Genomic DNA, 23,670 nt, shown 5'->3' on the forward strand with positions numbered 1-23,670 from the left:
GGACACATCTGGCCGGTCAAGGCAGTGTCCTAACGCCTTGTCACTCGGTTAGATGAGTGTGGACACCAGAACACCACCCCGCACACCCACGGGGGCCCGCTCGTCGGGACTCGACGACGCTCCCGCGCTGAGCATGGTGAAGGTGCCGAGCGATCCGGCGCAGGTCATCGTGAACCACGCCAGCTTCCGCGTGCAGCTGGCCGCCCCGGCGCGCGGCGTCCGGTCGCCGCGGATCGCACGGCATACGACCGCCGCCGAGGACACCGCGCGGATCCCCGTCGTCACCACCGTGGGCGCGGGTCAGGCCGCCCCGCGCCGCCGTCCCGTCGTGTGGAGCGGCAGGTCCGCCCCCGACGACACCGGCGCCCACCGCCTCCTCCAGGCCGTACGGCACGGGGGCCTGCGCCACGCCGACGAGCCGCTCACCGACTCCGGGAGCACCCGGATCCTGCCGCAGCAGGGCGGCGGGTACGGGTACGACGACGACACCCAGCCGCTGGAGAGCCCGTTCGTCGGCGCCCAGCGCGGCCACTCCGACGGGCCGCTGCTGCCCCCGATGCGCACGGTCGGCAGCGCCTACGACGAGGACGGCCACGCGCCCCTCGACGAGGACACGTACGAGCCCGCGTACGAGATCGAGGAGCGGCCCGAGGGCGGCCGGCGCGCCCGGCGGCACGGCGACGACCCGGCGCGCCACGCGTACTATCCCGGGCGCCGGATGAACCTGGGCGTGGTGCTGCTCCCGCTGCGCGTCTTCCTCGGCGGGATCTCCGTCTACGCGGGGATGAGCAAGCTGTGCGACCCGCTCTACTTCGACGGCGGGCCGCGCGGGTCCATGGTCAAGTGGCTGCACAGCCTGCACCCGTGGGACGTCGCCGAGCCGCTGCGGCAGTTCGCGCTCGCCCACCCCGTCGGCACGGGGCTCGCCATCGCCTTCGCCCAGGTCGTCGTCGGCGTCCTCACCGTCCTCGGCTGCTGGCAGCGGGTGGCCGCCGGCATCGGGGCGATGCTGTCGGCGGCGCTGCTGGTGAGCGTGAGCTGGAAGAGCGCCCCCGTCTACGAGACGCCCGACATCATCTACCTCGCCGCCTGGTCGCCGCTGATCATCGCGGGCGCGCCCGTCTACTCCGTCGACGGCAGCCTCGCGGGCCGCGCCTGGCGGCGGCTCGGGCCGCGCGCCGACATCTGGGACCTGCGGCGCTACGTGCTGCGCCGCGGGGCGCTCGTCACGTTCGTGGTGTGCGGGTCCAGCATGCTCGTGGGCGCGCTGCTCGGCGGGGCCGTCCGGGACGCGGACCGGGTGGTCGTGCCTGGCCCCGGAGAGGCGCCGCGCAACAACCTGCCGGGATCCCCGCTGCCGGAGGAGTCCGGTGAGCGGGAGGAGAAGGGCGACAAGGGGACGCCGTCCGCGTCCGACTCGCCCACGGGGGGTGCCACGTCCGGCACGGCCGGCCCGTCCGCGGGGACGAGCAGCACCCCCGGCGCCACCCAGGGCGCGGGCGCCGTCACCGGGGCGCCCAGCCAGACGCAGGGCAGCACGGGGCAGGCCCCGCCGCAGCAGTCCTCCCCGGAGGGCCAGGAGCCGAGCACCACCGCCGGTCCGACCTCGGGCGGCGGCGAAGGCTCCGGCAGCAGCGGGGGCGGCACGCCCGGCGGCGACGACGGCGGCTCCTCCGACCGGCCCGGCCTGGTGGGCGGCCTGCTGGGGTAGCGGACGTCCGCCGGTACGACAGCGGGGTCCCGTACGCCATCGCGTGCGGGACCCCGAAGTCTTGGGCCCTAATGGCCTCAACGGCCGTGGGAGGCGAGCTCCTTGGCGGCCTCGGTGAGGTCCTTGGCGGTGTCGATGGCCCGCCAGTAGGAGCCCTGCGGGATCGTGAACCCGGCGAGCCGGCGCTCGCGCGCGAGGTGCGGGAACGTGGTGCGCTCGTGGTCACCGCGCTCCGGGAGCAGGCCGGCGAACTCGGGGGAGAAGACGTAGACGCCCGCGTTGATCTCGAACGTGGACGGCGGGGCCTCGATGAAGTCCGTGATCAGACCGAACCCGTCGGTGCGGACCGCGCCCCACGGGAGGCGCGGGCGGGCCAGCGCGACGGTGGCGACGGCGTCCCGCTCGGCGTGGAAGTCGGCCATGTCACGCAGCGAGAAGCGGGTCCAGATGTCGCCGTTGGTGGCGAACCACGGCCGGTCGGGGTGCGGCAGACGGGCGGCGGCGTACTTCAGTCCGCCGCCGCGGCCGAGGGGCTCCGTCTCGACGACGGTGGTGACGGAGACGGGCAGGTCGGTGGTCTCCAGCCACTTCTCCAGCACCTCGGCGAGATGGCCGCAGGAGACGACGACGTCGGTGACGCCCTCCTCGGCGAGCCAGGTGAGCTGGTGGCCGATGATCGGGGTTCCCGTGCCGGGGATCTCGACCATCGGCTTGGGCCGGTCGTCGGTGTACGGACGGAGCCGGGATCCCTGGCCGCCGGCCAGGACTACGGCTTGCGTGGGGCGGGACACGGCACGCGGATCGGTCATGCCCGCACTTTACGCGGCCGGGGGCCGCGGACCATGGGCGGACCGGGACGCGGGCGGTGTCACTGGAGCCCGCTCCGGACGCCCAGGTGCGAAGGGCGACGGCGCCTCGTCCCGACGGGCCGGAGGCAGTGCTGCCCGGGACGTGTGGCCGGGAGGGTGTCGTTGGCTCCGGCGCCGCTGGTGACGGTGAACGGCCCTGCCCTGAGAGCGCGTTGAGGCGCTGCGTGGCCGACCGGGCCCAGGCGGCCGACCGTCGGCGCAGAGCGGGGCGGGGCCTCGGTCCGGGGTCGGCTCTCAGCCCCGGTGGGCGCGGGGCGGTTGCGCCTGGCTGTCGGCCGGGCGGGACATGGTGCACCCGGCTGTCGGGTCCGGGGCGGGATGCAGGCGCGCGGCCGGATGCACCCGGCTGTCGGGCGGGTGGGCGCGGGCGCGGCCGGATGTTGGCCCGGCCGGATGTGCGGGTGCGGTGTCAGTCGTTGGCCGCCACCACTCCCGAGGCGAACGACGTGTCGCAGACCGGGCGGGCGTAGGACTGGGCCTTGGTGGGGCCGTAGACGCGGACGGCGGCCTTGCCGAGGGAGCGGGCGATGGAGGCGCAGTGCCCGGCGAGGGACGGGCGGTCGTTCACCGCCTGCTGGAGCTGGGTCAGGGCCGCGCCCGGGTCCTTCTTCTGGAGCTCCATCAGGAGCTTGTCCCGCAGGACGTCCTGGGGGGCGCGGGCGGCGGCCCGCGACGAGGCGCCGGCGGCGGACGTGTCCGCGGCGGTGAGCACCGGACTCTGAGGCGTCCCCGACCAGTTGACCGACGCGACCGCGAGGGTTCCGGAGAGCACCAGGACGACGGGCAGGACGAGGGCGAGGGAGCGGCCGATCCGGCGGGCGGGGCCCCGGCCGCGTCGCGTCTGAGGGTGAATGGAGTGCGTCACGCGTGTGAGGGTAGCGTCCGGTAGCCGAGGTGAAACATTCCGTCACCGTTACGGGGGACGGCGAACGCCGACTTTCGTGCCGCGTGTTGACGAGTTGGGGTAGATTGCCCGGATTGGCTGGGTATTTGTCGACAACGCGAGGGGCCCCGCAGCGCGTGCCGCGGGGCCCCTCGGACGTCAACTCGCTCAGTCGGACAGGCGCGCGCCCGTCGACGTGGAGAACACGTGGGTCTCGCCGGAGCGCGGCACGACGTGCAGCGTGCTGCCCTTCTCCGGGACCTCGCGGCCGCCGACGCGGACCACCAGGTCCTTCGCCTCGCCGCCGATCTGCGCGGTGCCGTAGACGAAGGCGTCGGAGCCCAGCTCCTCCACGACGTTCACGGTGACCGCGACGCCCTGGTCGGAGTCGGCGCCGGCGACGTCGAAGTGCTCGGGGCGGACGCCCACGGTGACGGTCTTGTCGCTGGTGGCGGAGAGCGCGTCACGCTGCACCGGCACCACCGAGTTGCCGAACTTCACACCGCCGTCGGCGACCGGGACCTCGACCAGGTTCATGGCCGGGGAGCCGATGAAGCCGGCGACGAAGAGGTTCGCGGGCTTGTCGTACATGTTGCGCGGGGTGTCGACCTGCTGGAGCAGACCGTCCTTCAGCACCGCGACGCGGTCGCCCATGGTGAGGGCCTCGACCTGGTCGTGGGTGACGTAGACGGTGGTGATGCCCAGACGGCGCTGGAGCGACGCGATCTGCGTACGGGTGGACACACGGAGCTTGGCGTCCAGGTTGGACAGCGGCTCGTCCATGAGGAACACCTGCGGCTCACGCACGATGGCGCGGCCCATCGCCACACGCTGACGCTGACCACCGGAGAGCGCCTTCGGCTTGCGGTCCAGGTACTCGGTGAGGTCGAGGATCTTCGCGGCCTCCTCGACCTTCTTGCGGATCTCCGCCTTGTTGACGCCGGCGATCTTGAGCGCGAAGCCCATGTTGTCGGCGACCGTCATGTGCGGGTAGAGCGCGTAGTTCTGGAACACCATGGCGATGTCCCGGTCCTTCGGCGGCAGGTGCGTGACGTCGCGGTCGCCGATGCGGATGGCGCCGCCGTTGACGTCCTCGAGGCCCGCGAGCATGCGGAGCGAGGTGGACTTGCCGCAACCGGACGGACCGACCAGGACGAGGAACTCGCCGTCCGCGATCTCGATGTCCAGGGCGTCGACGGCGGGCTTGGTCGAACCGGGGTAGATCCGGGTCGCCTTGTCGAACGTGACAGTGGCCATGTGAATGGTCCCCTTCTACCGGCAGGAACGTGCCGGACGATCCGAGTAGGAAGGTGATGCCACGACGGGTGTTCCGTTGTGGTGTGTGGTCCACACGAGTGAACTGGCTCAGGACGGTACCTGGCGTTCACCTGCTTGTCAGCATGTTCCGGGCTGTGAATTTCGCGGAAACTTTCGATCCTGTTCGTATCGGTCGGCCAGGACCGTCACCGCCTCCGCGACCGCCCGCCGCAGTCCCGGCGGGCCCAGCACCTCCGCCTCCACCCCCAGGCGCAGCAGATCGCCGGTGGCCACCGCCTCCGACTCCACCGGCAGCTCCACCTCCACCCAGCCGTCCGCGTCCGGCGGTCCCGCCCGGTCCAGCGCCCGCGCGCCCGCCGCCCCGAACTGCATCGGCAGCAGCTTCCGCCCGCGCGGGGACAGCCGCAGCCGGGCCGTGTCCTGCCGCAGCGCCGCCTCCAGCCGCCGCGAGGTCTCCGTCCAGTACGCGGCCAGGTCGAACCCGGCGGGCCGGAGGAACTCCTCGCCGGTCTCCTCCACCTCCTGGAACCGCGAGACGCGGTAGGTGCGCACCGCGTCGTCCGCGAGCGCGATCAGGTACCAGATGCCGCCCTTCAGCACGAGCCCCAGCGGACGCACCTCCCGCCGCACCTCGCCGCGCCAGCGCGCGTACCGGGTCCGCAGCACCCGCCGCTCCCACACCGCCCGCGCGACCGCCGCCAGGTGCGGCACCGGGTCGGCGTCCCGGAACCAGGCCGGCGCGTCGAGGTGGAACCGCTCGCGCACCCGCCGCGCCTGTTCCGCCAGCCCGCCCGGCAGCGCCGCCTCCACCTTGAGCTGGGCGCTCGCCAGGACCGCGCCGAGCCCCAGCTCACCGGCCGGCCCCGGCAGCCCCGCCAGGACCAGCGAACCGGCCTCCGCGTCGGTCAGCCCGGTCAGCCGCGTCCGGTAGCCCTCCACCAGACGGAAGCCGCCCTGCGGTCCGCGCTCGGTGCGTACCGGCACCCCGGACGCGCCGAGCGCCTCGACGTCCCGGTAGACGGTGCGCACCGACACCTCCAGTTCGGCGGCGAGTTGGGGCGCGGTCATGCGGCCGCGGTTCTGCAGCAGCAGGAGCAGGGTGAGGAGCCGGTCGGCACGCATGCGGCCCATTCTCGGACCGCGACGCCGTACCTGACAGAGGGTGTCAGGTACGGCCGGGAAGCTGGGCGGCGCAGCACAGGACGACTCCGAAGCCGCCCCTGGAAGGGACCAGCCATGCCCGTCACCGAGACCGCCGGCCACTTCACCTTCGCCGACTGGAAGGAGAACCCCGTCTCGCCGGAGGACGTCTTCCCCCGGCTCGCACACGCCACCGTCGTCAACGCCTTCTCCGGAGGCGTCGAGGCCGAGGCCACCGTCTGCGACTACACGATCGCCTACGACACCGCCGTCACCGGCGCCTTCGCCGGGCTGGAACTCGTCACCGGCCGGGTCGACGGCCGCTCGGGCTCGTTCGTGCTGGAGGAGCGCGGCCGTTTCGCCGACGACGGCACCGTGCACTGCACGTTCGAGGTGGTCGAGGGCTCCGGCACCGGCGAGCTGACGGGGCTGCGCGGCACGGGCGGCTTCACCTACCGGCACGGCGAGACGAAGGTGCCGTACACCTTCGCGTACGAGGTGGGACGCGCCTGAATCAAGTGCGTGGCTCGGCGAATCCGGCACTGTGTACAGTGGACCGCGCTTCGCGCGCGCCGCGCGCGCCGCCTCCTTAGCTCAGATGGTCAGAGCAGCTGTCTTGTAAACAGCAGGTCGTCGGTTCGAATCCGACAGGGGGCTCCATCGACCCCCCCCGGGCCGGACCTTCTCCGGCCCGGGTTTCCCGCTCCCGGCGTCCTTCACCGGGTACCGCCGCGCAGGCGGCGGGCGATCTCCAGGTCCGCCTCGCCCAGTGGGCGGCCCTCCTCGGTCTCCCACAGGCAGTTCTGCAGCACCCGCCCGTACGTCCACGCCCGGGCCCGCCCGCGGTCCAGGCCGAGCACCTCGGTCATCGCGTCGAAGCGCCACACCACGTCGCCGGGGTCGAAGGTGTTGGCGAGGGCGGGCCACAGGTCGAAACCGGGGTCGCCGGCGAGCGGCTTGGGGTCGATGGCGAGCCAGGGCGCGCGGTCGGCGGCGAGGACGTTCTCGTCGTGCAGGTCCCAGTGGAGCAGCCGGTCGCCGGGCTCGTCCGCGACCTCGCGCACGGCGGCCGCGCAGTCGGCGACCAGACGACGGGCCTCGGGGTCCTGGATGCGGTCGAGGACGGCGGGGGTGCGCTCCAGCATGGACGCGGCGATGTCGCCGAGACGGCGCATCCCCGTCGGCGCCGGGGTGGTGTGGAGGTGGGCCAGGAGGCGCGCGATCACCAGGACGCCCTCGTGGACGTCCGGCTGGTGGGCGAGCATCCGGGAGGAGTCGAGGCGCTCCAGCAGCATGGTGCCGGTCGGCTCGTCGTGGTCGAGGAGGCGGACCGCCCCGTCGCCGTTCCACAGGCGCAGGGCGACCGGCTCGCCCTCGCTCTCGTGGTCGCGGAGCTGGAGCTTGAGCACCGCCGGGGTGCCGTCGGCGCGGTCGACCGGGAGGACCAGGGCGCTGACGCCGTGCATGGGCGTCCCGGCGAGGCGCAGGTCCCAGCGGTCGACGAACTCCGCGGCGAGGTCCGGGAGGGCGGCGACGAAGGCCCGCCCGGCCTCCTTGTTGAACTTGATCTGGGCCTCGGCGAGCTTCGCGGGGATGTCGATCACGCTTCGCACGGTAGTGGGGTACGGGGGCGGGGCGCGCCCGATTTCCCGGGCGCCCGTGCACGGGTGGTCAGGGCTCCAGGACGACCTTGCCGGTCGTGCCCCGGTTCTCCAGGGCCCTGTGGGCGTCGGCGGCCCGGGACAGCGGGAAGCGGTGCACGGCGGGGGTGAGCCGGCCCGAGGCCGCCTCGGCGAGGGAGCGGGACTCCAGGGTGCGCATGGGGTCGTCGCCGCCGGCGCGGCGCATCATCTCCGGACCGAGGACGCTCACCGAGACGCCGTCGACGAGGTACGGCCGGTCGCTGCCGATGCCCTGCGAGGTCCAGCCGAACACCATGTGCCGGCCGCCCGGCGCGAGCAGGCCGACCAGCGCACGGGCGACGTCCCCGCCCACGCCGTCGTACACGACCGTGAGCTTGCCCCGGTACTCCTCCAGCCGTCCGGCCCAGCCGGGCGCGGTGTAGTCGACGGCGAGGTGGGCGCCGGCCCGCGTGGCCAGGGCGGTCTTCGCGGGGCCTCCGGCGAGGCCGACCACGGTGGCGCCCGCGTTCCGGGCGTACTGCACGAGGAGGGTGCCGATGCCGCCCGCCGCGGCCGGGACGGCGACCACGTCACCGGGGCCCGGCTCGGCGAACTGCACGATCCCCATCGCCGTACGGCCCGTGCCGATCATGGCGACGGCCTCGGCGAAGTCCAGACGCTCCGGGATCTCGTGCAGCCGCGCGGCGTCGGCGACGGCCAGTTCCGCGTAGCCGCCGGGGGCGAAGCCGAGGTGGGTGACGACCCGCCGGCCGAGCCAGTCGGCGGGGGTGCCGGGGCCGAGCGCGTCGACCACACCGGCGATCTCACGGCCGGGGATCGTCGGCAGTGCGGCCGGGGCCGGGGCGGGCCCGCGCAGGCCTTCGCGCAGGGCGGTGTCGAGGAGGTGGACCCCGGCCGCGCGGACGGCGACCCGGACCTGGCCGGGGCCCGGCACCGGGTCCTCGACCCGCTCGTAGGTGAGGTTCTCCGCGGGGCCGAAGGCGTGCAGTCGGACGGCGTGCATGGTGCTCCCCTGGGCCGGTGGCGGGGCGCTCCGTGCGCCCCGCCACCCACCGTGTGACCTCAAGCGCGCTTGAGGTCAAGGGCGTCCCGGCCGAGGGCGAGGGAGACGGCCGTCAGGGCGCTGGTGAAGGACACCTCCGACAGCACGCCCGGCGCGGCGACCCGGTCCCCGGCCAGGTAGACCCCGTCCCCGCGGTCCACGGCGGGCCGGTCGCGCCAGGTGGCGCCGGGCGGGTCGACAGCACCGGTACGGCCGTCCGCCAGCGCCTCGCGCCGCCAGGTGAGCCGCTCCCGCCAGCCGGGGAAGCCCAGGTCCAGCAGCTCGTCCGCGCGGGCGGCGCCGTCGGCCTTCGACGCGCCGGGCGCGACCGGGATCTGGCTCTGGATCAGCTGCTCGCCGGCCGGGGCGAGGGTGCGGTCCTGCGCGGTGAACCGCTCCAGCCAGCCGGGGGCGTCCAGGTCGGACACCACGAACGGGTCGCCGCGCCGGGTGCGCAGCGCCAGGTCGACCAGGACGGTCCGCCCGCTCGGCCAGGTCAGCGAGGAGTCGCCGAGGAGGCGGCGGGCGGACTCCAGGGAGGTGGCGACCACCACCGGGGTGTCGGTGGGGAGGGTGTCGACGCGGGACAGGGTCTCGACGCGCACGCCCAGGTTCCAGGCGTGGGCGGCCATCCGGTCGATCAGCGCGCCCCAGCCGCCCCGCGGGTAGTGCGCCTCCGGCGGCAGCTTCGTGGCCCGGCGGAGCCGCTCGTGCACGAACGCGGCGGACAGGGAGCCGGGGTCGTGGTGGAACAGTGCGACGGCCGAGTAGTGCGCGGCGGCCCGCGCGCCCTCCGGGCCGGCGACGCCGGTGGCCCAGGTGAGGAAGCCGGCGTCGACGGGCGCCCGCAGGCCGGGGCGCAGCAGCTTCAGCATCGCGGGCGGCGGGGTCCGGCGCAGGGCGCCCCGGTGGCGCAGCCGCAGCCGGGCCGCCTCCCGCAGCGGCAGCGGGGCGAGCGGGCCGAGCAGGCCGCGTTCGCGGAGCCAGGTCCAGTGCGGTCCGCCGTTGTAGAGGGCGTGCGGGCCCTCGTTGGTGCGGTAGGGGGCGTCGGCGGTGCGGGCGCGGCCGCCCAGGGTGTGGTGGGCCTCGTACAGGGTGACCTTGGCGCCCGCCTCGGCGGCGGAGACGGCCGCGGTGAGTCCGGCGAATCCGCCGCCGACGACGGTGATGCGGTGCATGACTGGGCTTCTCCCTCGGTCGGGCTCGGTCGGGCGCCGGAGACGCTGTCCGGCGGTACACAACCAGGACGACCGGCGGCGCCGGGATGTGACACGCGGGGCGTTCCCGCAGGCCGGGCGGGTTGTCGGAGGCGGGGTGCAGCATGGGCGCATGGTGCGTGGAGCGGCAGGGAGACCGGGTGTGCGGGCGGCGCGGCGGCCGGAGCTACGGCTCCCCGCGCCGGAGGCGTTCGAGGGGGGTGGTCTGGAGCCGGACGGGGACTACGACGGGCTGGAGTTCGCCGGCACGGACCTCGCCGGGCAGGACGGGGCGGGTGCGCGCTTCATGGACTGCGCGCTGCGGGGATGCGCGCTGGACGAGACGCGGTTGTCCCGGGCGCGGGTGCTGGACTCGGTGCTCGACGGGGTGCGAGGCGTGGGCACGGACCTGGCGGGCGCGACCCTCCGGGACGTGGAACTGAGCGACGCCCGGCTCGGCGGCACTCAGCTGCACGGGGCGGCGCTGGAGCGGGTGCGGATCCGGGGCGGGAAGATCGACTTCCTGAACCTGCGCGCGGCAACGCTCAAGGACGTCGTCTTCGAGGGCTGCGTGCTGGTGGAGCCGGACTTCGGCGGGGCGCGCCTGGAGCGCGTGGAGTTCGTCGACTGCACGCTGAAGGGCGTGGACCTGTCCGGCGCCACCCTGAAGGACGTGGACCTGCGCCGGGCGGCCTCCCTGGAGATCGCCCGAGGGGTGGACCGCCTCTCCGGCGCGGTGATCAGCCCGACCCAGATGCTGGAGCTGGCGCCGGTGCTGGCGGGGGAGCTGGGGATCGCGGTGGAGGGGTGAGGAAGGGCTGCGCCTCGGGCTTCGGAGCGGTGTGCCTTCGCGGCACCGGGCGTTCGGGGCGGGCGCCGTCGGGCCGGCCCTGACCACCGGGCTGCTCGGGCAGCAGGGGCCGCGACGAGGGCGGGGGCGACGGTGATCGGGCGCGACGACGGCCCGGCCGCCATCCGTCGCCGCGGAGTCCCGCAGCGGGGCTCGGGCGCCGAACAGGCGCGTGGACGGTTACCGGCCGCCCCCGGGGCCGGCCCGGGGGCGGTCAGCTCACGCGGGGAAAGCGGGCCTGGAGGGTCCAGACGGCCGGGTTCTCGCCGAGGTCGTCGTGCAGGTCGGTCAGATCGGCCAGCAGGTCGTGGAGGAAGTCGCGGGCCTCGCGGCGCAGTTCGGAGTGGGAGAAGGTGAGCGGGGGCTCGGAGGCGGGGAGCCACTCCGCCTCGATGTCCACCCAGCCGAAGCGCCGTTCGAACAGCAACCGGTCGGTGGACTCGGTGAAGTCCAGCTCCGCGTGCTGCGGCCGTGACGCGCGCGAGCCCGCCGGGTCGCGGTCGACGCGCTCCACGATGTCGCACAGCGCCCACGCGAAGTCGAGCACCGGCACCCATCCCCAGGCTGTGGAGATCTCCCGGTCCGACGTGGTGTCGGCGAGGTAGACGTCGCCGCAGAACAGGTCGTGCCGCAGGGCGTGGACGTCCGCGTGGCGGTAGTCGGTCTGCGGGGGGTCGGGGAAGCGGTTGGAGAGGGCGTAACCGATGTCGAGCACGTGGGTGATGGTGTCACGGTCCGGCGCCCCCGCCGCCATAGGATCCCGGCGTGCGCACCCCCCGCCTCCTGAGCCGCGGTGTCGTCGCCGCCCTGGCCGCGGCGGCACTCGCCGCGTGCGGGTCCGGCCCCGGCGCCGAGGGCGCCGGTGACGACGGCGCAGGCGACCCGTACTTCCCGCAGGCGGGCAACGGCGGCTACGACGTCACCCACTACGACCTCGCCCTCGCCTACGACCCCGACGCCCGCCGGCTCACCGGCACCGCGACGGTCGACGCCCGCGCCACCGAGGACCTCACCGCCCTGAACCTCGACCTCCAGGGCCTCGACGTGGACGCCGTCACCGTCGACGGCGCCGGCGCCCGCTTCGGCCGCGACGGGCAGGAGGTGACCGTGCGGCCCCGCCACGCCCTCGACCGGGACGCCCACTTCCGGATCGTCGTCCGCTACTCGGGACGCCCCGAGACGGTCACCGACCCCGACGGCTCCGAGGAGGGCTGGCTGCGCACGGCCGACGGGGCGCTCGCGCTGGGCCAGCCGGTCGGCTCCATGGCCTGGTTCCCCGGCAACCACCACCCCTCGGACAAGGCCACCTACACCGTCTCCGTCACCGTGCCGAAGGACCTGCGGGCGGTCTCCAACGGCGAACCGGCCGGGGAGGAGACGAAGGACGGGCTCACGACGTACCGCTGGCACACCCCCGAGCCCATGGCCAGCTACCTCGCGACGGTCGCGATCGGCCGCTACGACGTCCACCGCGGCGAGACCGCCGGCGGGCTGCCGCTGTTCACCGCTGTCGACCCGGAGCAGGCGGGCGCGAGCCGCGCGGCGGTGAAGCTGCTCCCGGAGGTCGTGGAGTGGGCCGAGCGGCGGTTCGGGCCGTACCCCTTCTCCTCCGCGGGCGCGGTCGTCGAACGCCCCGGCGACGCCGGGTACGCCCTGGAGACGCAGAACCGTCCGGTCTTCGCCGGCGCCCCGGACACGGCGCTGCTGGTCCACGAGATCGCCCACCAGTGGTACGGCGACTCCGTCACCCCGCGCACCTGGCGGGACATGTGGCTCAACGAGGGCTTCGCCACGTACGCGCAGTGGCTGTGGGAGGAGGACCACGGCGAGGGCAGCGCGCAGAGCACCTTCGACCGGCTGTACTCCGGCTCGTACTTCCCGGACGCGGGCACGAACGCGGCGCTGTGGTCCTTCCCGCCCGCCGACCCGCCGGACGCGGCGCACATCTCCGCCACGCCCGTGTACTGGCGCGGCGCGATGGTCCTCCACATGATCCGCAGGACGGCCGGCGACGAGGCCTTCGGCCGCCTGCTGCGCGGCTGGGCGGCGGAGCACCGGCACGCCAACGCGAGCACGGACGACTTCACCGCGTACGTCGAGAAGGAGGTGCCGGGCAAGGACTTCTCCCGGGTCTGGGAGGAGTGGCTGTACGGGGAGGGGCGGCCGGCGACCGCTTCCTAGGCGGGGTCCGGGCCGGTCAGGGGCTTGCGCAGGACCCGGCACGGGCGGCCGAGGTCACGGTCGCGGCGGCGGTCGATCTCCGTCCAGCCGAGGGCTGTCCAGAAGGCGAGGCCCGGGGCGTTGTCCTCCAGCACGGCGAGCCGTACGGCGGTGTGGCCGGCCGCGCGCAGGCGGTCCTCGACGAGTGCGGCGAGGCGGCGGCCGTGGCCCCGGCCGTGCAGGCTCGCGTCGACCATCAGCAGGCCGATCCACGGGTCGGGGTCGGCGGGGTCGGGGTGCACGGAGAGCGTGACGGCGATGCCGACGAGGACGCCCGCGTCACGGGCGAGGAGGACCTCGGTGTGCGGCTCGGACAGCTCCCGGGCCAGCTCGGCCGCGACCTGCTCGGGGCGGATGCCGTACGGGTCCGGGAAGTCGCCGCTGAGGGCGTGGAAGGCGTGGTTGGAGGCGTACAGGGCGGTGACCTCGGTCAGCACGGGGCCGGGGAGGTCTCCGTCGGGGGAGAGGCGCAGCGGGTCGAGGAACACGGGGGCAACGTAGCGCGCGGCCACCGGGCGGGCGCGGCGGAGCCCCCGCCCCGGCGAACGCGGGCGGGGGCTCCGTCAGGTCGGTCGCGGTGCGTCCGTCAGACGTTCACGCCGAAGTCCTGGGCGATGCCAACGAGGCCCGAGGCGTAGCCCTGGCCGACCGCGCGGAACTTCCACTCCGCGCCGTTGCGGTACAGCTCGCCGAAGACCATCGCCGTCTCGGTGGCCGCGTCCTCCGACAGGTCGTAGCGGGCGATCTCGGCGCCGCCGGCCTGGTTGACGATGCGGATGTACGCGTTGCGCACCTGGCCGAAGTTCTGGCTGCGGTTCTCGGCGTCGTAGATCGAGACCGGGAAGACGATCTTGTCGACGTCGGCCGGGAGGGCCGCCAGGTTGACGTTGATCGCCTCGTCGTCGCCCTCGCCCTCACCGGTGCGGTTGTCACCGGTGTGGACGATGGTGTTGTCCGGGGTCTGCTTGTTGTTGAAGAACACGAAGTGGGCGTCCGAGTAGACCTTGCCCTGCGTGTTGACCGCGATCGCCGACGCGTCGAGGTCGAAGTCCGTTCCCGTGGTGGTGCGGACGTCCCAGCCGAGGCCCACGGTGACGGCGGTCAGGCCCGGAGCCTCCTTGGTGAGCGAGACGTTGCCACCCTTGGACAGGCTTACAGCCATTGTTGGGAGTCCCTTCCCTCGTTGTGCGTACGGCTACGAAGCTACAGCTACCAACTTGAACGCCGAGAGGGGTGCGCGAGGTTCCAGGTCTCTTTACTTTCTTTACCCGGGTACGGATATTCGGGTGACGTGACCGGGGCGGGCGCGGGAACCTGTATGTCATGTCCGGTCCCCTTGTCGTACGCGGCTCCGTCTCCCTGCCCGAGGCCGAGCTCATGTGGCGTTTCTCGCGCTCGTCAGGGCCGGGCGGGCAGCACGTCAACACCAGCGACACCCAGGTGGAGCTGCGGTTCGACCTGGCCCGGACCGAGGCGCTGCCCGAGGTGTGGAAGCGGCGGGCGCTGGAGCGGCTCGCGGGGCGGCTGACCGACGGGGTCGTCACGGTGCGGGCGTCCGAGCACCGGTCGCAGTGGCGCAACCGGGAGGCGGCGGCGGTGCGGCTGGCGGCCCTGCTCGCGGAGGCCACGGCGCCTCCGCCCGCGCCGCGGCGGCCCACTCGGGTGCCGCGGGGGATCAACGAGCGGCGGCTGCGGGAGAAGAAGCGGCGGTCCGAGACCAAGCGGGGGCGCTCCGCGCGGGACTGGTGAGACGCGGATGGGCCGTGCCCTTGGTCTTCACCTGCGGGCCGGTGGGGGTTGGTCGCGCAGTTCCCCCGCCCCTGAGGGTGTTCCTACAGACGCAGGACACCTACGTGCTCGTCATTGACCTTCTCTGCCGTCTTCTCGAAGCCCAGGGTGAGGTAGAAGTTCTCCGGGCCGTGCTCGCCGGGGTGCCAGGTGACGTGGACGGTGTTCGTGCCGCGGCGGCGTAGTTCTTCCGCCACCGCGTTCACCGCGAAGCGGCCGTAGCCCCTGCCCTGTTCGTCCGCCGCGATGTTGAGGCGCCACAGGCCCGAGCGGACGTCGGTGCCGTCGTCGCGCCAGTCGAAGTCGAGGAACGCCATCACGAAGCCGACCACACGTCCGTCGTCCACGATCACGCGCGGCCACGCCTTGCCGGGGCGGACGTACGCCTCCGCGAGGGAGTGGGCCACCGGGTCGACCGCGAACTCCTGTTCCGGGCGGACCCGCAGGGCGAGCGCGGCCTCGAGATTCGCGGGTGTGATCTTTTCGAGGCGCGGGGCCCTCACGGTCGTCATGCCGGGAGGGTAGGCAGGGGAAACGGCGGCGGTAAAAGGGATTTCGGGAGGGCTCAGCCCAACTGGCGGTAGCGGCCCCGGAAATAGGTGAGCGGCCCGCCCTCCGCGCTCGGCACGGCGGCCGTCATCACGCGGCCGATCACCAGGGTGTGGTCACCCGCCTCCACCCGCTGTTCCGTGCGGCATTCCAGAGTCGCCAGCGCGCCGCCCACCAGCGGGGCTCCCGTGTACTCGCCGCGCCGGTAGGGAATGTCCGCGAACAGCAAACGGTCGCTGACCCGGCCCTTCATCGAGAAGCGGCCCGCGATGTGGCGCTGGCTCTCGGACAGCACGGACACCGCCCACAGCGGCTGCTCCTCCAGCAGCTCGTCCATGCGGGAGCCGGTGCGCAGGCTGACCAGCACCAACGGCGGGTCCAGGGAGACGGACAGGAACGCGGTCGCGGTCATGCCGACGTCCTCGCCGGCCGGCGCCCCGGGGTCGTCCGGGTCCAGCGGCGCTTCCATCGCGGTCACCAGGACCACACCGGCGGCCAGACGGGACATGGCGGCACGGAACTCGTCGTTGCTCACCCCCTCAGCATGCCGGGCGGCGGGCGGAACGGTGATCGGGGCCGGGGCGGCGGGAGTGTTCAGCACACCGGAAACGCTAATCTCCGCTGCACGGACATCGCATCGGACCGTGGCCCGAACCGGGACCTAGGACCAGCGGCCTATCCGGGCACAATTCATGCACAATCGCCACACGATCCGCGTCACGGAAATGAGCCGGGATACCGCGCGTAGACCACGCAATTGTTCACGTTTAGCTGTGACTTGAGTCACAAGGGGCAAGAATTGTTGACCCTGTGTACCGGGTGAGCAGCGCGCTGTGATTCAGTGGCGGGGAAGCTGCTGCGACGATACGCCGATGATGACCCTTGATGCGCTGCGAGGTCTCGGGGGGAGGGCGAGGATGGAGACCGAGTCGGAACCCTACGTCCGTCTTGCATCGCTGCGACAACTCCACCGGGCCATGGCCGACATGAACACGGCGCGCAGCCTGGCGGACACGTTGCAGACGGTCGCCGACGGCGTCGTGGGCGCCCTCGGGTACGAGCTGGCCTGCGTCAACCTCGTACGCCCCGACGGCGACCTCGTGGTCGCCGCCCTCTCCGGGAACGCGGCGGCGGAGGCCCTCATCACCGGCCGGGTCGGCTCCCGCGAGTCCTGGGACCGCCGGCTCACCATGGGCGAGCGCTGGGGCGACCTGGTGTTCATACCGCACACCGAGGGCTGGGTCCTCGACGACGACGACGTCCCGCAGTGGTACACCGACGGGCCCGCTCCCCGCTTCGAGGACGAGTGGCACCCCTCCGACCGGCTCTTCGCCCCCATGTACGCGCCCGGACCGCAGGGCGGCGGCACCTCCGGCGAACTGATCGGCGTGCTCTCCGTCGACCGCCCGCGCAACGGCCGCCGGCCCGGCGCCTGGGGCCGCGAGGCCCTCCAGATGTACGCCTTCCAGGCCGCCATCGCGATCAGCAACGCCCGGCTGCGCTCCAACATGCAGCGCGCCCTGGTCCGTCTGGAGCGCGAGCAGCAGGCGCTGCGGGCCAGCGAGGAGAGCTTCCGGCAGGCCTTCGAGTACGCGCCCTCCGGCATGGCCATCGCCGAGATGGGCGGCGACCAGCACGGCCGCATCCTGCGCACCAACGACGCCCTGTGCCGGCTGCTCGGCCGGCCCGCCTCCGCGATGCGCCGCTACTCCTTCTCCGACCTCGTCCACCCCGAGGACATAGGCACCCTGCTGCGCACCTCAGCCGAGGGCGGCCGGGCGGAGCTGCGGCTGGCCCGGCGCGACGGCACCTACGTGTGGGTCTCCCTACGCAACTCGGTCGTCGCCGACGCCGCCGACGGGCCGCGCTTCCTGCTCACCCACGTCGAGGACATCGAGGAGCGCAAGCGCCGCGAGCTCCAGCTCGCCCACCGCGCCTCCCACGACTCGCTCACCGGCCTGCCGAACTCCGCCGAGCTGCGCTCCCGGCTCTCCGCCCGGCTGTGCAGCCAGCAGCCGCTCACCCTGCCGGCGGCCGTGGACTCCATGGAGCCCTACGAGTCCTTCGACTCCCACGACGCCGCCTTCGGCCCGCCCGCCTTCGACCGCGGCCACGACTTCGACTTCCCGCCCGGCCGTGACGCGTACGACGGCTACGACCACCATGTGCACACCGTCGCGCCCGCCGCGGACGCCGACGACGGCACCAAGGGGCTCGCGGTGCTCTTCTGCGACCTCGACGGCTTCAAGTCGATCAACGACCGGTTCGGGCACAACGCGGGTGACGCGGTTCTCATCGAGGTGGCCCGGCGGCTCAGCAACGGCGTGCGGGACGGCGACACCGTGGCCCGGCTCGGAGGTGACGAATTCGTCATCCTCGCCGACGGGCTCGGCCGGGCCGACGCGCAGGACCTCGCCGTACGGCTGCGCAACGAGATCATCCAGCCGATCCGGGCCGAGGGACGGGCCGTGCGGGTCGGCGCCAGCTTCGGTATCGGGTGGGCCCATTGCGGCATGACGGCCGACGAAGTGCTGAAGTCGGCCGACGAGCGGATGTACGTCGAGAAACGATCTCGTCCCAAACAGCACAGACGTGCCGGATGAGCCGCAGGTCGGTGCGTTGATGCGGTCCGGGTCACCCTTTCGGGTCAGAGGAACCGGGTAGGCTCGGCTTCTCCGCACACGTACACACCCGATCCGCAGCTAGGAGCACAGGGGATGACGCCCGGCAACAACGGCGCGAGCACGCCCGAGGACGACGACCCGTTCGGCTACCTGTACGCCGACGGGCAGGCCAACGGAGCCCAGCCGCCGTCCGGGGGTTACGGCTACCCGAACTCGGTGAACCGGGTGCGGCCGGTCGGTTCCCGCCAGTACGGCCAGCAGGGGCCCGCCCCGCAGGCACCGCCCCAGCAGGGCGCCTTCGGCCAGCCCAGCGCGCACTACGCCGCGCCCGAGACGCTGCCCGGGGGCGCGCCCGCCGCGCGCACCCCGCAGCCGTCCCGCGGCGGCCGTGGCGGCGGCCCGAACACCAAGGGTCTGCTCATCGGCGCGATCGCCGTGGTCGCGGCGGTCGTCATCGGCATCGGCGTCGCCATGATCAGCGGTGACGACGACGACAAGGGCGGCAACGAGGCGGGCCCGTCCCCGACGGCGACCCAGGAAACGGGCGAGCCCAGTCCGTCTTCCTCGGAGGGGGACAAGGACGAGGACAAGGCGAAGCTGCCCGCCATAGACGCGAAGGCGCTCCGCCTCGACGGCGGCGCGACCCTCTCGTCCGAGTTCGAGGGCGCGAAGGCCGACGGGGGCGTCTACGTCACCGGCTTCAACAAGGTCGGCTCGAAGGTCACCTGGACCGTCAACGGCGTCAAGGCCGGCAACTACCGCTTCTACGTGCAGTACGGCATCCCCGGCGAGGACGCCGACGCGACCATCGTGGTCAACGGCAAGCCCGAGACCCGCCCGCTGAACATGAAGAACTTCGGCAACACTCCCAAGGGCGACTGGGAGAAGGGCTGGAAAGAGACCTGGGCGAACGTGAACCTCAACGACGGCACCAACACCATCGAGCTGGTCTGCAACGAGGGCAACAAGTGCAACGCGGTCCTCGACCAGCTGTGGCTCACGAATGAGGACGGATCCAGCTGACCCGGCGGGCCTTCATCGTGCGGCGTGAAGGCCTCACGCCGCCGTGGCCACGCCCGTGACCGTGACCGTTGTGAGGAAGCGGTCGTAGGCCGCGTGGTCGAAGTCGCCGGCTGTGGGGGAGAGGACCGTCGCCGCAGAGAGGGCCGTGGCGCGGATCAGGCGTTCCGGCCAGGGGCGGTGTTCCACCAGGGCGGACAGCAGGCCCGCGACGGCCGCGTCGCCCGCGCCCGTGGGGTTGCCGGTCAGCGTGGCCGGAGGGGTCGCGCGCCAGCGGCCCTCCGGGGTCACCGCCAGCAGGCCGTCCGCGCCCAGGGACGCGACCACCGTGCCGGCGCCCCGGCGGCGGGCGTCCTGGGTGGCGCGCAACGGCTCGTGGGAGCCGGTGAGTTCGGCCAGCTCCTCCGTGTTGGGTTTCAGGAAGTCGGGCCGGCCGGCCACACCACGGCGCAGGGCCGCCCCGCTGGTGTCGAGCAGCACCGGGACCTGGGCCGCGCGGGCCGTGCGGACGAGGTGCGCGTACGCGCCGACCGGGACGCCCGGGGGCAGGCTGCCGCACAGGGCCACCGCCGACGCGGACGCCAGCAGGTCGTCGTAGACCTCCTGGAAGGCGGACCACTCGGCGTGGGTGATGTCCGGGCCGGGCTCGTTCAGATGGGTCGTGGCGCCGGTGCGGTCGTCGACGAGGGTCACCGTGCGGCGGGTGGCGCCGGAGACGGGGACCAACGCGTCGGTGAGGCGCGGCACTTCGGCGAGGCGGTCGCGCAGGACGCGTCCCGTGGGGCCGCCCGAGAAGCCCGTGACGGTCACCTCGTGGCCGAGCGCGGCCAGTACCCGCGCCACGTTGACGCCCTTGCCGCCGGGGCGTTCCAGCACCTCGGAGACCCGGTGGGAGGCCCCTGCCCGCAAGGACGGGACGCGATAGGTGATGTCGAGAGCGGTGTTCAGCGTGACCGTGAGAATCACCGGGCCGACCTCCCCCTCTTGCCTGCCTTCCGTGGCCCCGGGGTCACGATCATGCCAAAAGGAAGGCGGTCGGCCCACCCCTGGGACCGGCCACCGTGGACCGGTCCCGGGGACGGATCAGGCCAGTTGGGGAGCGACCGCCCATTCCCCCTTGCGCATGACGCCCACCAGCTCGAAGGAGTCGTCCAGGACGACCAGGTCGGCGTCCTTGCCGGGCTCCAGCGAGCCGATGCGGTCGGACAGGCCCAGCAGCCGCGCCGGGTTCGCGGAGACCGCCGCGACGACGTCCTCGACGGGCAGCCCGTCCACCGTCACCGCCCGCTTGAAGGCGCGGTCCAGGGTCAGCGTGGAGCCGGCGATCGAGTTGCCCTCCACCAGCCGGGCCACGCCGTCCGCGACCTCGACCTCCAGCGGGCCGAGCATGTAGCGGCCGTCGCCGAAGCCGGCCGCGTCCATCGCGTCGGTGATGAAGGCGACCCGGTCGCGTCCGGCGTGGTGGAACGCGAACTGCAGGGCGGCCGGGTGGAGATGCGTGCCGTCGTTGATCAGCTCGACGGTGACCCGCTCGTCCTCCAGCAGCGCCGCGATCGGGCCGGGGGCGCGGTGGCCGAGCGGCGGCATCGCGTTGAACAGGTGAGTGGCGACGGTCGCGCCCGCGTCGACGGCGGCGACCGTCTGCTCGTAGGTGGCGTCCGTGTGGCCGACGGCGGCGATCACGCCGTGCTCGACGAGCAGCCGTACGGAGTCCAGACCGCCGGGGAGTTCGGTCGCGAGCGTCATCATCCGGGCGTGGCCGTGGGCCGCGTCGATCAGCTTGCGCACCTCCGCCGGGTCGGGGTCGCGCAGCAGCGTCTCGTCGTGCGCCCCTTTGCGGCACGGGGAGATGAAGGGCCCCTCGAAGTGGATGCCGGCGATGTCGCCCTGCTGGGCCAGCTCCGCCAGCATCCCCGCGTGCCGGGCGAGGAAGTCCAGGTCGCCCGTGACGGCGGAGGCGACCACGGTGGTGGTGCCGTGGCGCAGATGCGTGCGGACGCCCTGGAGGACGTCCTCGGCGGTGCCGCCGGCGAAGGACACCCCGCCGCCGCCGTGGTTGTGGATGTCGACGAAGCCGGGCACCAGCCAGTGGCCGCGCAGGTCGACCGTCTCGGCCGTCCCCTCCGCGGGGGCCGGGCCGGGGGCCGTGGCCGCGATGCGCGTGCCCTCGACGGTCACGCGGGCGTCGTCCACGGTCCCGGTGGGCAGGACCACCCGGGCACCGGTGAGAACCTTGGTGGGGGCCATCAGGTGGTTACCTCCGAGGGGTCAGTGGTCTCGATCGACGGGCCGGCGGCCTCGATCAGGTCCCAGGCGAGCAGGCCCGCGCCCAGGCATCCTGCGGTGTCCCCGAGGGCCGCGGGGACCAGGGACGGCAGCTTCTGGAAGGTGACCCGCCGCCGGACGGCCTCCCGCAGCGGTGTGAACAAGGTTTCCCCCGCCTCGGCGAGCCCGCCACCGATGATCAGCGTGCGCGGGTCCAGCAGGGTGAGCGCGGTGACCAGCCCGTCGGCGAGCGCGTCCACCGCCTCCTGCCACACCCGTACGGCCCGCTCGTCGCCCGAGGCAACGGCCTTGGCGCAGTCCGCCGCGTCCGCGTCCGGGCCGCCGCTCGCCTCGGCCCAGGCCCGGCTCACGGCCGACGCGGACGCGTACCGCTCCAGACAGCCGCGCTGACCGCAGGGACACTCCGCGCCGCCGGGCCGTACGACGATGTGGCCGATCTCGCCCGCGAAGCCGTGCGCGCCCGCCTCGACCTTGCCGTCGATGCCGATGGCGCCCGCGATGCCGGTGCCGAGCGGGACGAAGAGGAAGCGGTCGGCGCCGCGCCCGGCCCCGACCCGGCCCTCGGCGAGACCGCCGGTGCGCACGTCGTGGCCCAGCGCCACGGGAACGCCGCCGAGCCGCTCGGCGAGCAGGGCGCGCAGGGGCACGTCGCGCCAGCCGAGGTTGGCGGCGTAGGCGGCGACGCCCTCCGCCTCGTCGACGATGCCGGGGACGGCGACACCGGCGGCCGAGGCCGGTTCGCCGTGGGCGCGGATGCCGTGGGCGCGGAGCTCCGCCGCGAAGTCGAGGATGCCCTCGACCACCGCGTCCGGGCCGCGCTCGCGGCCGGTGGGCCGGCGCGCCTGGTGCAGCAGCTCGCCGTCCGCCCCGACCAGGGCGGCCTTCATCCCGGTGCCGCCCACGTCGAGGGCGATGACATGTTTCACGGGGAACAGTGTGGCCCGTGGACCCGCAAGAGGTCTAGTCCACTCACGTGGTGTAGACCTTAATCCGATAATCGGATCACCAAGCGGCGCTGGGCGCCGGATCAGGGGAGAGCACGTGCGAGGGCGGGTCAGGACAAGGACGATCGCGGCGGTGTCCGCGCTGGGACTGGCAGCGGTCCTGAGCGGATGCGGGGTCGGCGGCGAGTCCTCCGACGTGACCCTCACGCTGGTCGCCGCCGACTACGGCAACGGCGCGGCCGACAGCAGCAAGAAGTACTGGGCCGACCTGGTCGAGCGGTACGAGTCCGACCACCCGGACGTCGAGATCGACGTCAGCGTGTACTCCTGGAACGACGTGGACCGCAAGGTCAAGGAGATGGTCGACGCCGGGAGCCCGCCGGACATGGCCCAGATCGGCGCGTACGCCGACTACGCCTCCCAGGGCCTGCTCTACCGCGCCGGCGACCTGCTCTCCATCCCCGTCCAGGCGGACTTCCTCTCGCAGCTCTCCGGCGCCGGGGAGGTCAACAGCGTGCAGTACGGCATGCCGTTCGCCGCCTCCACGCGGCTGCTGTTCTACAACAAGTCCCTCTTCATCGAGGCCGGCATCACCCCGCCCGAGACCTGGGACGAACTGGTCGAGTGCGCCGAGGCGCTCAAGGCGGCCGGGGTGAAGTTCCCCTACGCGCTGCCGCTCGGCCCCGAGGAGGCCCAGGCCGAGACCCTCCAGTGGCTGCTGAGCGGCGACGGCGGCTACACCGACATCGGCGGCACCTACGGCATCGACTCCACGGAGAACGTCGAGACCCTCAGCTGGCTGCGGGACGAACTCGTCGGCAAGGGGCTCACCGGCCCCGTCGCGCCCGGCAAGCTCGACCGCGCGAAGGCGTTCGAGGCGTTCGCCGCCGGGGACGTCGGCATGCTCAACGGGCACCCCTCCCTGATGGAGATGGCGCGGAAGAAGGGCGTGAAGTACGGCATGGTGCCGATCCCCGGCACCGACGGCACGACCCCCTCCGCGCTCGGCGTCGCCGACTGGATGATGGCGTTCGAGAAGAACGGGCACCGCGACGAGATCGGGGACTTCCTCGACTTCGTGTACAGCGAGAAGAACGTCCTGGACTTCTCGCGCGAGTACGACCTGCTGCCGGTCACCAACTCCGCGTCGCGGGCGATGGCGGCGTCGGGGCAGGACAAGGAGCTCAAGCCGTTCCTCGACCAGCTGCCGCTGTCGGAGCAGTACCCGGTGGGCAAGACGTCGTGGGCCGGGGTGAACGCGGAGATCAAGCAGAAGATCGGGCGGGCCGTGGAGCCGGGGGGCAGCCCGGCGGCCGTGCTCGGGGAGCTTCAGGCCGCGGCCGTGCGGGCGGACAGTGCGGGGTAGCCTGCCCGGCATGGGTGAGGCTGAGGCTGAGGCTGAGGAGCTGGGGCGCCTCGAGCGGGAGGTGCTCGCGCTGGAGCGGCGGGGGGTCGTGTCGCCGGGGGCGAAGGAGCGGGTGATCCGGGAGGAGCTGGGGCTTGTACCGGTGCGGTACTACCAACTTCTCAACGCGTTGCTCGACGACCCGCGGGCGTTGGCCCACGATCCCGTGACGGTGAACCGCTTGCGGCGGGTCAGGGAAGCGCGGCGCGGGGAGCGGTAGGG

The 23,670-nt window shown here is 73.4% G+C and carries 24 protein-coding genes and 1 tRNA gene; 10 read left to right on the forward strand and 15 right to left on the reverse strand.

All coding sequences use genetic code 11. The features are described from left to right. Window positions 1-52: 52 nt before the first annotated feature. Complete coding sequence (locus ACQZOG_RS01960; RefSeq protein ID WP_430741220.1) at window positions 53-1,711, forward strand: DoxX family membrane protein; 1,659 nt, start codon at window positions 53-55, stop codon at window positions 1,709-1,711. Window positions 1,712-1,788: 77 nt separating this feature from the next. Here the strand turns inward: ACQZOG_RS01960 and ACQZOG_RS01965 are convergent, their stop codons facing one another. The 4 genes from ACQZOG_RS01965 to ACQZOG_RS01980 form a co-directional block, all read right to left on the reverse strand. Continuing rightward, on the reverse strand, window positions 1,789-2,520 hold the full coding sequence (locus tag ACQZOG_RS01965) for a nucleotidyltransferase family protein (RefSeq protein ID WP_033276099.1): 732 nt from the start codon (window positions 2,518-2,520) through the stop codon (window positions 1,789-1,791). Window positions 2,521-2,989: 469 nt separating this feature from the next. Next, on the reverse strand, window positions 2,990-3,445 hold the full coding sequence (locus ACQZOG_RS01970) for a hypothetical protein (RefSeq protein ID WP_033276100.1): 456 nt from the start codon (window positions 3,443-3,445) through the stop codon (window positions 2,990-2,992). A 186-nt stretch (window positions 3,446-3,631) separates the two neighbouring features. Next, window positions 3,632-4,720, reverse strand: a complete 1,089-nt coding sequence (locus ACQZOG_RS01975; protein ID WP_230228461.1) for an ABC transporter ATP-binding protein — start codon at window positions 4,718-4,720, stop codon at window positions 3,632-3,634. Between the two features lie 138 nt (window positions 4,721-4,858). After that, complete coding sequence (locus tag ACQZOG_RS01980; RefSeq protein WP_191882987.1) at window positions 4,859-5,863, reverse strand: helix-turn-helix transcriptional regulator; 1,005 nt, start codon at window positions 5,861-5,863, stop codon at window positions 4,859-4,861. Between the two features lie 114 nt (window positions 5,864-5,977). On the opposite strand from ACQZOG_RS01980, the gene ACQZOG_RS01985 reads away from it, so the two are divergent. Both ACQZOG_RS01985 and ACQZOG_RS01990 read left to right on the forward strand, forming a co-directional pair. Then, complete coding sequence (locus ACQZOG_RS01985; RefSeq protein WP_033276102.1) at window positions 5,978-6,394, forward strand: DUF3224 domain-containing protein; 417 nt, start codon at window positions 5,978-5,980, stop codon at window positions 6,392-6,394. Between the two features lie 70 nt (window positions 6,395-6,464). Then, window positions 6,465-6,541 (forward strand) — tRNA-Thr (locus ACQZOG_RS01990). Window positions 6,542-6,597: 56 nt separating this feature from the next. Here the strand turns inward: ACQZOG_RS01990 and ACQZOG_RS01995 are convergent. Genes ACQZOG_RS01995 through ACQZOG_RS02005 form a run of 3 tightly spaced genes read right to left on the reverse strand, consistent with a single transcriptional unit; the run spans window position 6,598 to window position 9,744 of the window. Next, on the reverse strand, window positions 6,598-7,494 hold the full coding sequence (locus ACQZOG_RS01995; RefSeq protein WP_430741221.1) for an aminoglycoside phosphotransferase family protein: 897 nt from the start codon (window positions 7,492-7,494) through the stop codon (window positions 6,598-6,600). 58 nt (window positions 7,495-7,552) lie between these two features. Then, the gene (locus ACQZOG_RS02000; RefSeq protein WP_037640303.1) at window positions 7,553-8,527 is read right to left on the reverse strand and encodes a zinc-binding dehydrogenase; all 975 of its coding nucleotides are present in this window, start codon (window positions 8,525-8,527) and stop codon (window positions 7,553-7,555) included. Between the two features lie 59 nt (window positions 8,528-8,586). After that, window positions 8,587-9,744: an NAD(P)-binding protein gene (locus ACQZOG_RS02005; protein ID WP_058916561.1), complete on the reverse strand. Its 1,158-nt coding sequence runs from the start codon at window positions 9,742-9,744 to the stop codon at window positions 8,587-8,589. Window positions 9,745-9,895: 151 nt separating this feature from the next. On the opposite strand from ACQZOG_RS02005, the gene ACQZOG_RS02010 reads away from it, so the two are divergent. After that, on the forward strand, window positions 9,896-10,573 hold the full coding sequence (locus ACQZOG_RS02010) for a pentapeptide repeat-containing protein (protein ID WP_430741222.1): 678 nt from the start codon (window positions 9,896-9,898) through the stop codon (window positions 10,571-10,573). Window positions 10,574-10,826: 253 nt separating this feature from the next. Here the strand turns inward: ACQZOG_RS02010 and ACQZOG_RS02015 are convergent, their stop codons facing one another. Continuing rightward, window positions 10,827-11,327: a hypothetical protein gene (locus tag ACQZOG_RS02015; RefSeq protein ID WP_193454938.1), complete on the reverse strand. Its 501-nt coding sequence runs from the start codon at window positions 11,325-11,327 to the stop codon at window positions 10,827-10,829. A 50-nt stretch (window positions 11,328-11,377) separates the two neighbouring features. Here ACQZOG_RS02015 and ACQZOG_RS02020 point away from each other — a divergent pair, with 50 nt between their 5' ends. Continuing rightward, window positions 11,378-12,793: a M1 family metallopeptidase gene (locus ACQZOG_RS02020; protein ID WP_261675225.1), complete on the forward strand. Its 1,416-nt coding sequence runs from the start codon at window positions 11,378-11,380 to the stop codon at window positions 12,791-12,793. On the opposite strand, the gene ACQZOG_RS02025 is transcribed toward ACQZOG_RS02020, so the two are convergent. Further along, a complete protein-coding gene (locus ACQZOG_RS02025; RefSeq protein WP_354794702.1) occupies window positions 12,790-13,320 on the reverse strand; it encodes a GNAT family N-acetyltransferase in 531 nt (176 codons plus the stop codon). The genes ACQZOG_RS02020 and ACQZOG_RS02025 overlap by 4 nt on opposite strands. Window positions 13,321-13,418: 98 nt before the next feature. Next, the gene (locus ACQZOG_RS02030; RefSeq protein ID WP_033276109.1) at window positions 13,419-13,994 is read right to left on the reverse strand and encodes a TerD family protein; all 576 of its coding nucleotides are present in this window, start codon (window positions 13,992-13,994) and stop codon (window positions 13,419-13,421) included. Window positions 13,995-14,155: 161 nt separating this feature from the next. Here ACQZOG_RS02030 and arfB point away from each other — a divergent pair, with 161 nt between their 5' ends. Further along, complete coding sequence (gene arfB, locus ACQZOG_RS02035) at window positions 14,156-14,581, forward strand: alternative ribosome rescue aminoacyl-tRNA hydrolase ArfB (RefSeq protein WP_048459029.1); 426 nt, start codon at window positions 14,156-14,158, stop codon at window positions 14,579-14,581. An 83-nt stretch (window positions 14,582-14,664) separates the two neighbouring features. On the opposite strand, the gene ACQZOG_RS02040 is transcribed toward arfB, so the two are convergent. Further along, on the reverse strand, window positions 14,665-15,132 hold the full coding sequence (locus ACQZOG_RS02040; RefSeq protein ID WP_193467622.1) for a GNAT family N-acetyltransferase: 468 nt from the start codon (window positions 15,130-15,132) through the stop codon (window positions 14,665-14,667). Between the two features lie 53 nt (window positions 15,133-15,185). Then, window positions 15,186-15,770 (reverse strand): flavin reductase family protein, encoded by a 585-nt coding sequence (locus ACQZOG_RS02045; protein WP_191882978.1) that lies wholly within the window; start codon window positions 15,768-15,770, stop codon window positions 15,186-15,188. A gap of 316 nt (window positions 15,771-16,086) precedes the next feature. Between ACQZOG_RS02045 and cdgB the strand changes: the two genes are divergently transcribed. Together cdgB and ACQZOG_RS02055 are read left to right on the forward strand one after the other, a co-directional pair. Beyond that, entirely contained in the window at window positions 16,087-17,772 is a 1,686-nt protein-coding gene (cdgB, locus tag ACQZOG_RS02050) for a diguanylate cyclase CdgB (protein WP_033276112.1), read from the forward strand. Between the two features lie 114 nt (window positions 17,773-17,886). Next, window positions 17,887-18,816, forward strand: a complete 930-nt coding sequence (locus ACQZOG_RS02055; RefSeq protein WP_037640291.1) for a carbohydrate-binding protein — start codon at window positions 17,887-17,889, stop codon at window positions 18,814-18,816. A 33-nt stretch (window positions 18,817-18,849) separates the two neighbouring features. On the opposite strand, the gene ACQZOG_RS02060 is transcribed toward ACQZOG_RS02055, so the two are convergent. From ACQZOG_RS02060 to ACQZOG_RS02070, 3 genes are all read right to left on the reverse strand, one after another. Beyond that, window positions 18,850-19,779 carry a 1-phosphofructokinase family hexose kinase gene (locus tag ACQZOG_RS02060; RefSeq protein WP_203550592.1) on the reverse strand — a complete coding sequence of 310 codons (930 nt, stop codon included), beginning with the start codon at window positions 19,777-19,779 and terminating at the stop codon, window positions 18,850-18,852. A 117-nt stretch (window positions 19,780-19,896) separates the two neighbouring features. Continuing rightward, window positions 19,897-21,060, reverse strand: coding sequence for an N-acetylglucosamine-6-phosphate deacetylase (gene nagA, locus ACQZOG_RS02065; protein WP_137209395.1), 1,164 nt, complete (start codon window positions 21,058-21,060; stop codon window positions 19,897-19,899). Then, entirely contained in the window at window positions 21,060-22,025 is a 966-nt protein-coding gene (locus ACQZOG_RS02070; protein ID WP_193467624.1) for an ROK family protein, read from the reverse strand. The genes nagA and ACQZOG_RS02070 overlap by 1 nt, the downstream gene beginning before the upstream one ends. Window positions 22,026-22,176: 151 nt before the next feature. On the opposite strand from ACQZOG_RS02070, the gene ACQZOG_RS02075 reads away from it, so the two are divergent. Beyond that, window positions 22,177-23,409 carry an extracellular solute-binding protein gene (locus tag ACQZOG_RS02075; RefSeq protein ID WP_403259762.1) on the forward strand — a complete coding sequence of 411 codons (1,233 nt, stop codon included), beginning with the start codon at window positions 22,177-22,179 and terminating at the stop codon, window positions 23,407-23,409. A gap of 10 nt (window positions 23,410-23,419) precedes the next feature. Then, window positions 23,420-23,668: a DUF3263 domain-containing protein gene (locus tag ACQZOG_RS02080; RefSeq protein ID WP_406716784.1), complete on the forward strand. Its 249-nt coding sequence runs from the start codon at window positions 23,420-23,422 to the stop codon at window positions 23,666-23,668. Window positions 23,669-23,670 lie beyond the last annotated feature (2 nt).

It is taken from the genome of Streptomyces sp. P13-3-3 (assembly GCF_050571355.1).
Taxonomy (GTDB): Bacteria; Actinomycetota; Actinomycetes; order Streptomycetales; family Streptomycetaceae; genus Streptomyces; species Streptomyces althioticus.

Bases quoted from the DNA above. Each gene is read 5' to 3' on its own strand.
- ACQZOG_RS02000 (WP_037640303.1), bottom strand. From the start codon at position 8,527: ATGCACGCCGTCCGACTGCACGCCTTCGGCCCCGCGGAGAACCTCACC.
- ACQZOG_RS02055 (WP_037640291.1), top strand. From the start codon at position 17,887: ATGACGCCCGGCAACAACGGCGCGAGCACGCCCGAGGACGACGACCCG.
- ACQZOG_RS01965 (WP_033276099.1), bottom strand. From the start codon at position 2,520: ATGACCGATCCGCGTGCCGTGTCCCGCCCCACGCAAGCCGTAGTCCTG.
- ACQZOG_RS01980 (WP_191882987.1), bottom strand. From the start codon at position 5,863: ATGCGTGCCGACCGGCTCCTCACCCTGCTCCTGCTGCTGCAGAACCGC.
- ACQZOG_RS01960 (WP_430741220.1), top strand. From the start codon at position 53: ATGAGTGTGGACACCAGAACACCACCCCGCACACCCACGGGGGCCCGC.
- ACQZOG_RS02005 (WP_058916561.1), bottom strand. From the start codon at position 9,744: ATGCACCGCATCACCGTCGTCGGCGGCGGATTCGCCGGACTCACCGCG.
- cdgB (WP_033276112.1), top strand. From the start codon at position 16,087: ATGGAGACCGAGTCGGAACCCTACGTCCGTCTTGCATCGCTGCGACAA.
- ACQZOG_RS01985 (WP_033276102.1), top strand. From the start codon at position 5,978: ATGCCCGTCACCGAGACCGCCGGCCACTTCACCTTCGCCGACTGGAAG.
- ACQZOG_RS02040 (WP_193467622.1), bottom strand. From the start codon at position 15,132: ATGACGACCGTGAGGGCCCCGCGCCTCGAAAAGATCACACCCGCGAAT.
- ACQZOG_RS01975 (WP_230228461.1), bottom strand. From the start codon at position 4,720: ATGGCCACTGTCACGTTCGACAAGGCGACCCGGATCTACCCCGGTTCG.
- ACQZOG_RS02080 (WP_406716784.1), top strand. From the start codon at position 23,420: ATGGGTGAGGCTGAGGCTGAGGCTGAGGAGCTGGGGCGCCTCGAGCGG.
- ACQZOG_RS02010 (WP_430741222.1), top strand. From the start codon at position 9,896: ATGGTGCGTGGAGCGGCAGGGAGACCGGGTGTGCGGGCGGCGCGGCGG.
- arfB (WP_048459029.1), top strand. From the start codon at position 14,156: ATGTCCGGTCCCCTTGTCGTACGCGGCTCCGTCTCCCTGCCCGAGGCC.
- ACQZOG_RS02030 (WP_033276109.1), bottom strand. From the start codon at position 13,994: ATGGCTGTAAGCCTGTCCAAGGGTGGCAACGTCTCGCTCACCAAGGAG.
- nagA (WP_137209395.1), bottom strand. From the start codon at position 21,060: ATGGCCCCCACCAAGGTTCTCACCGGTGCCCGGGTGGTCCTGCCCACC.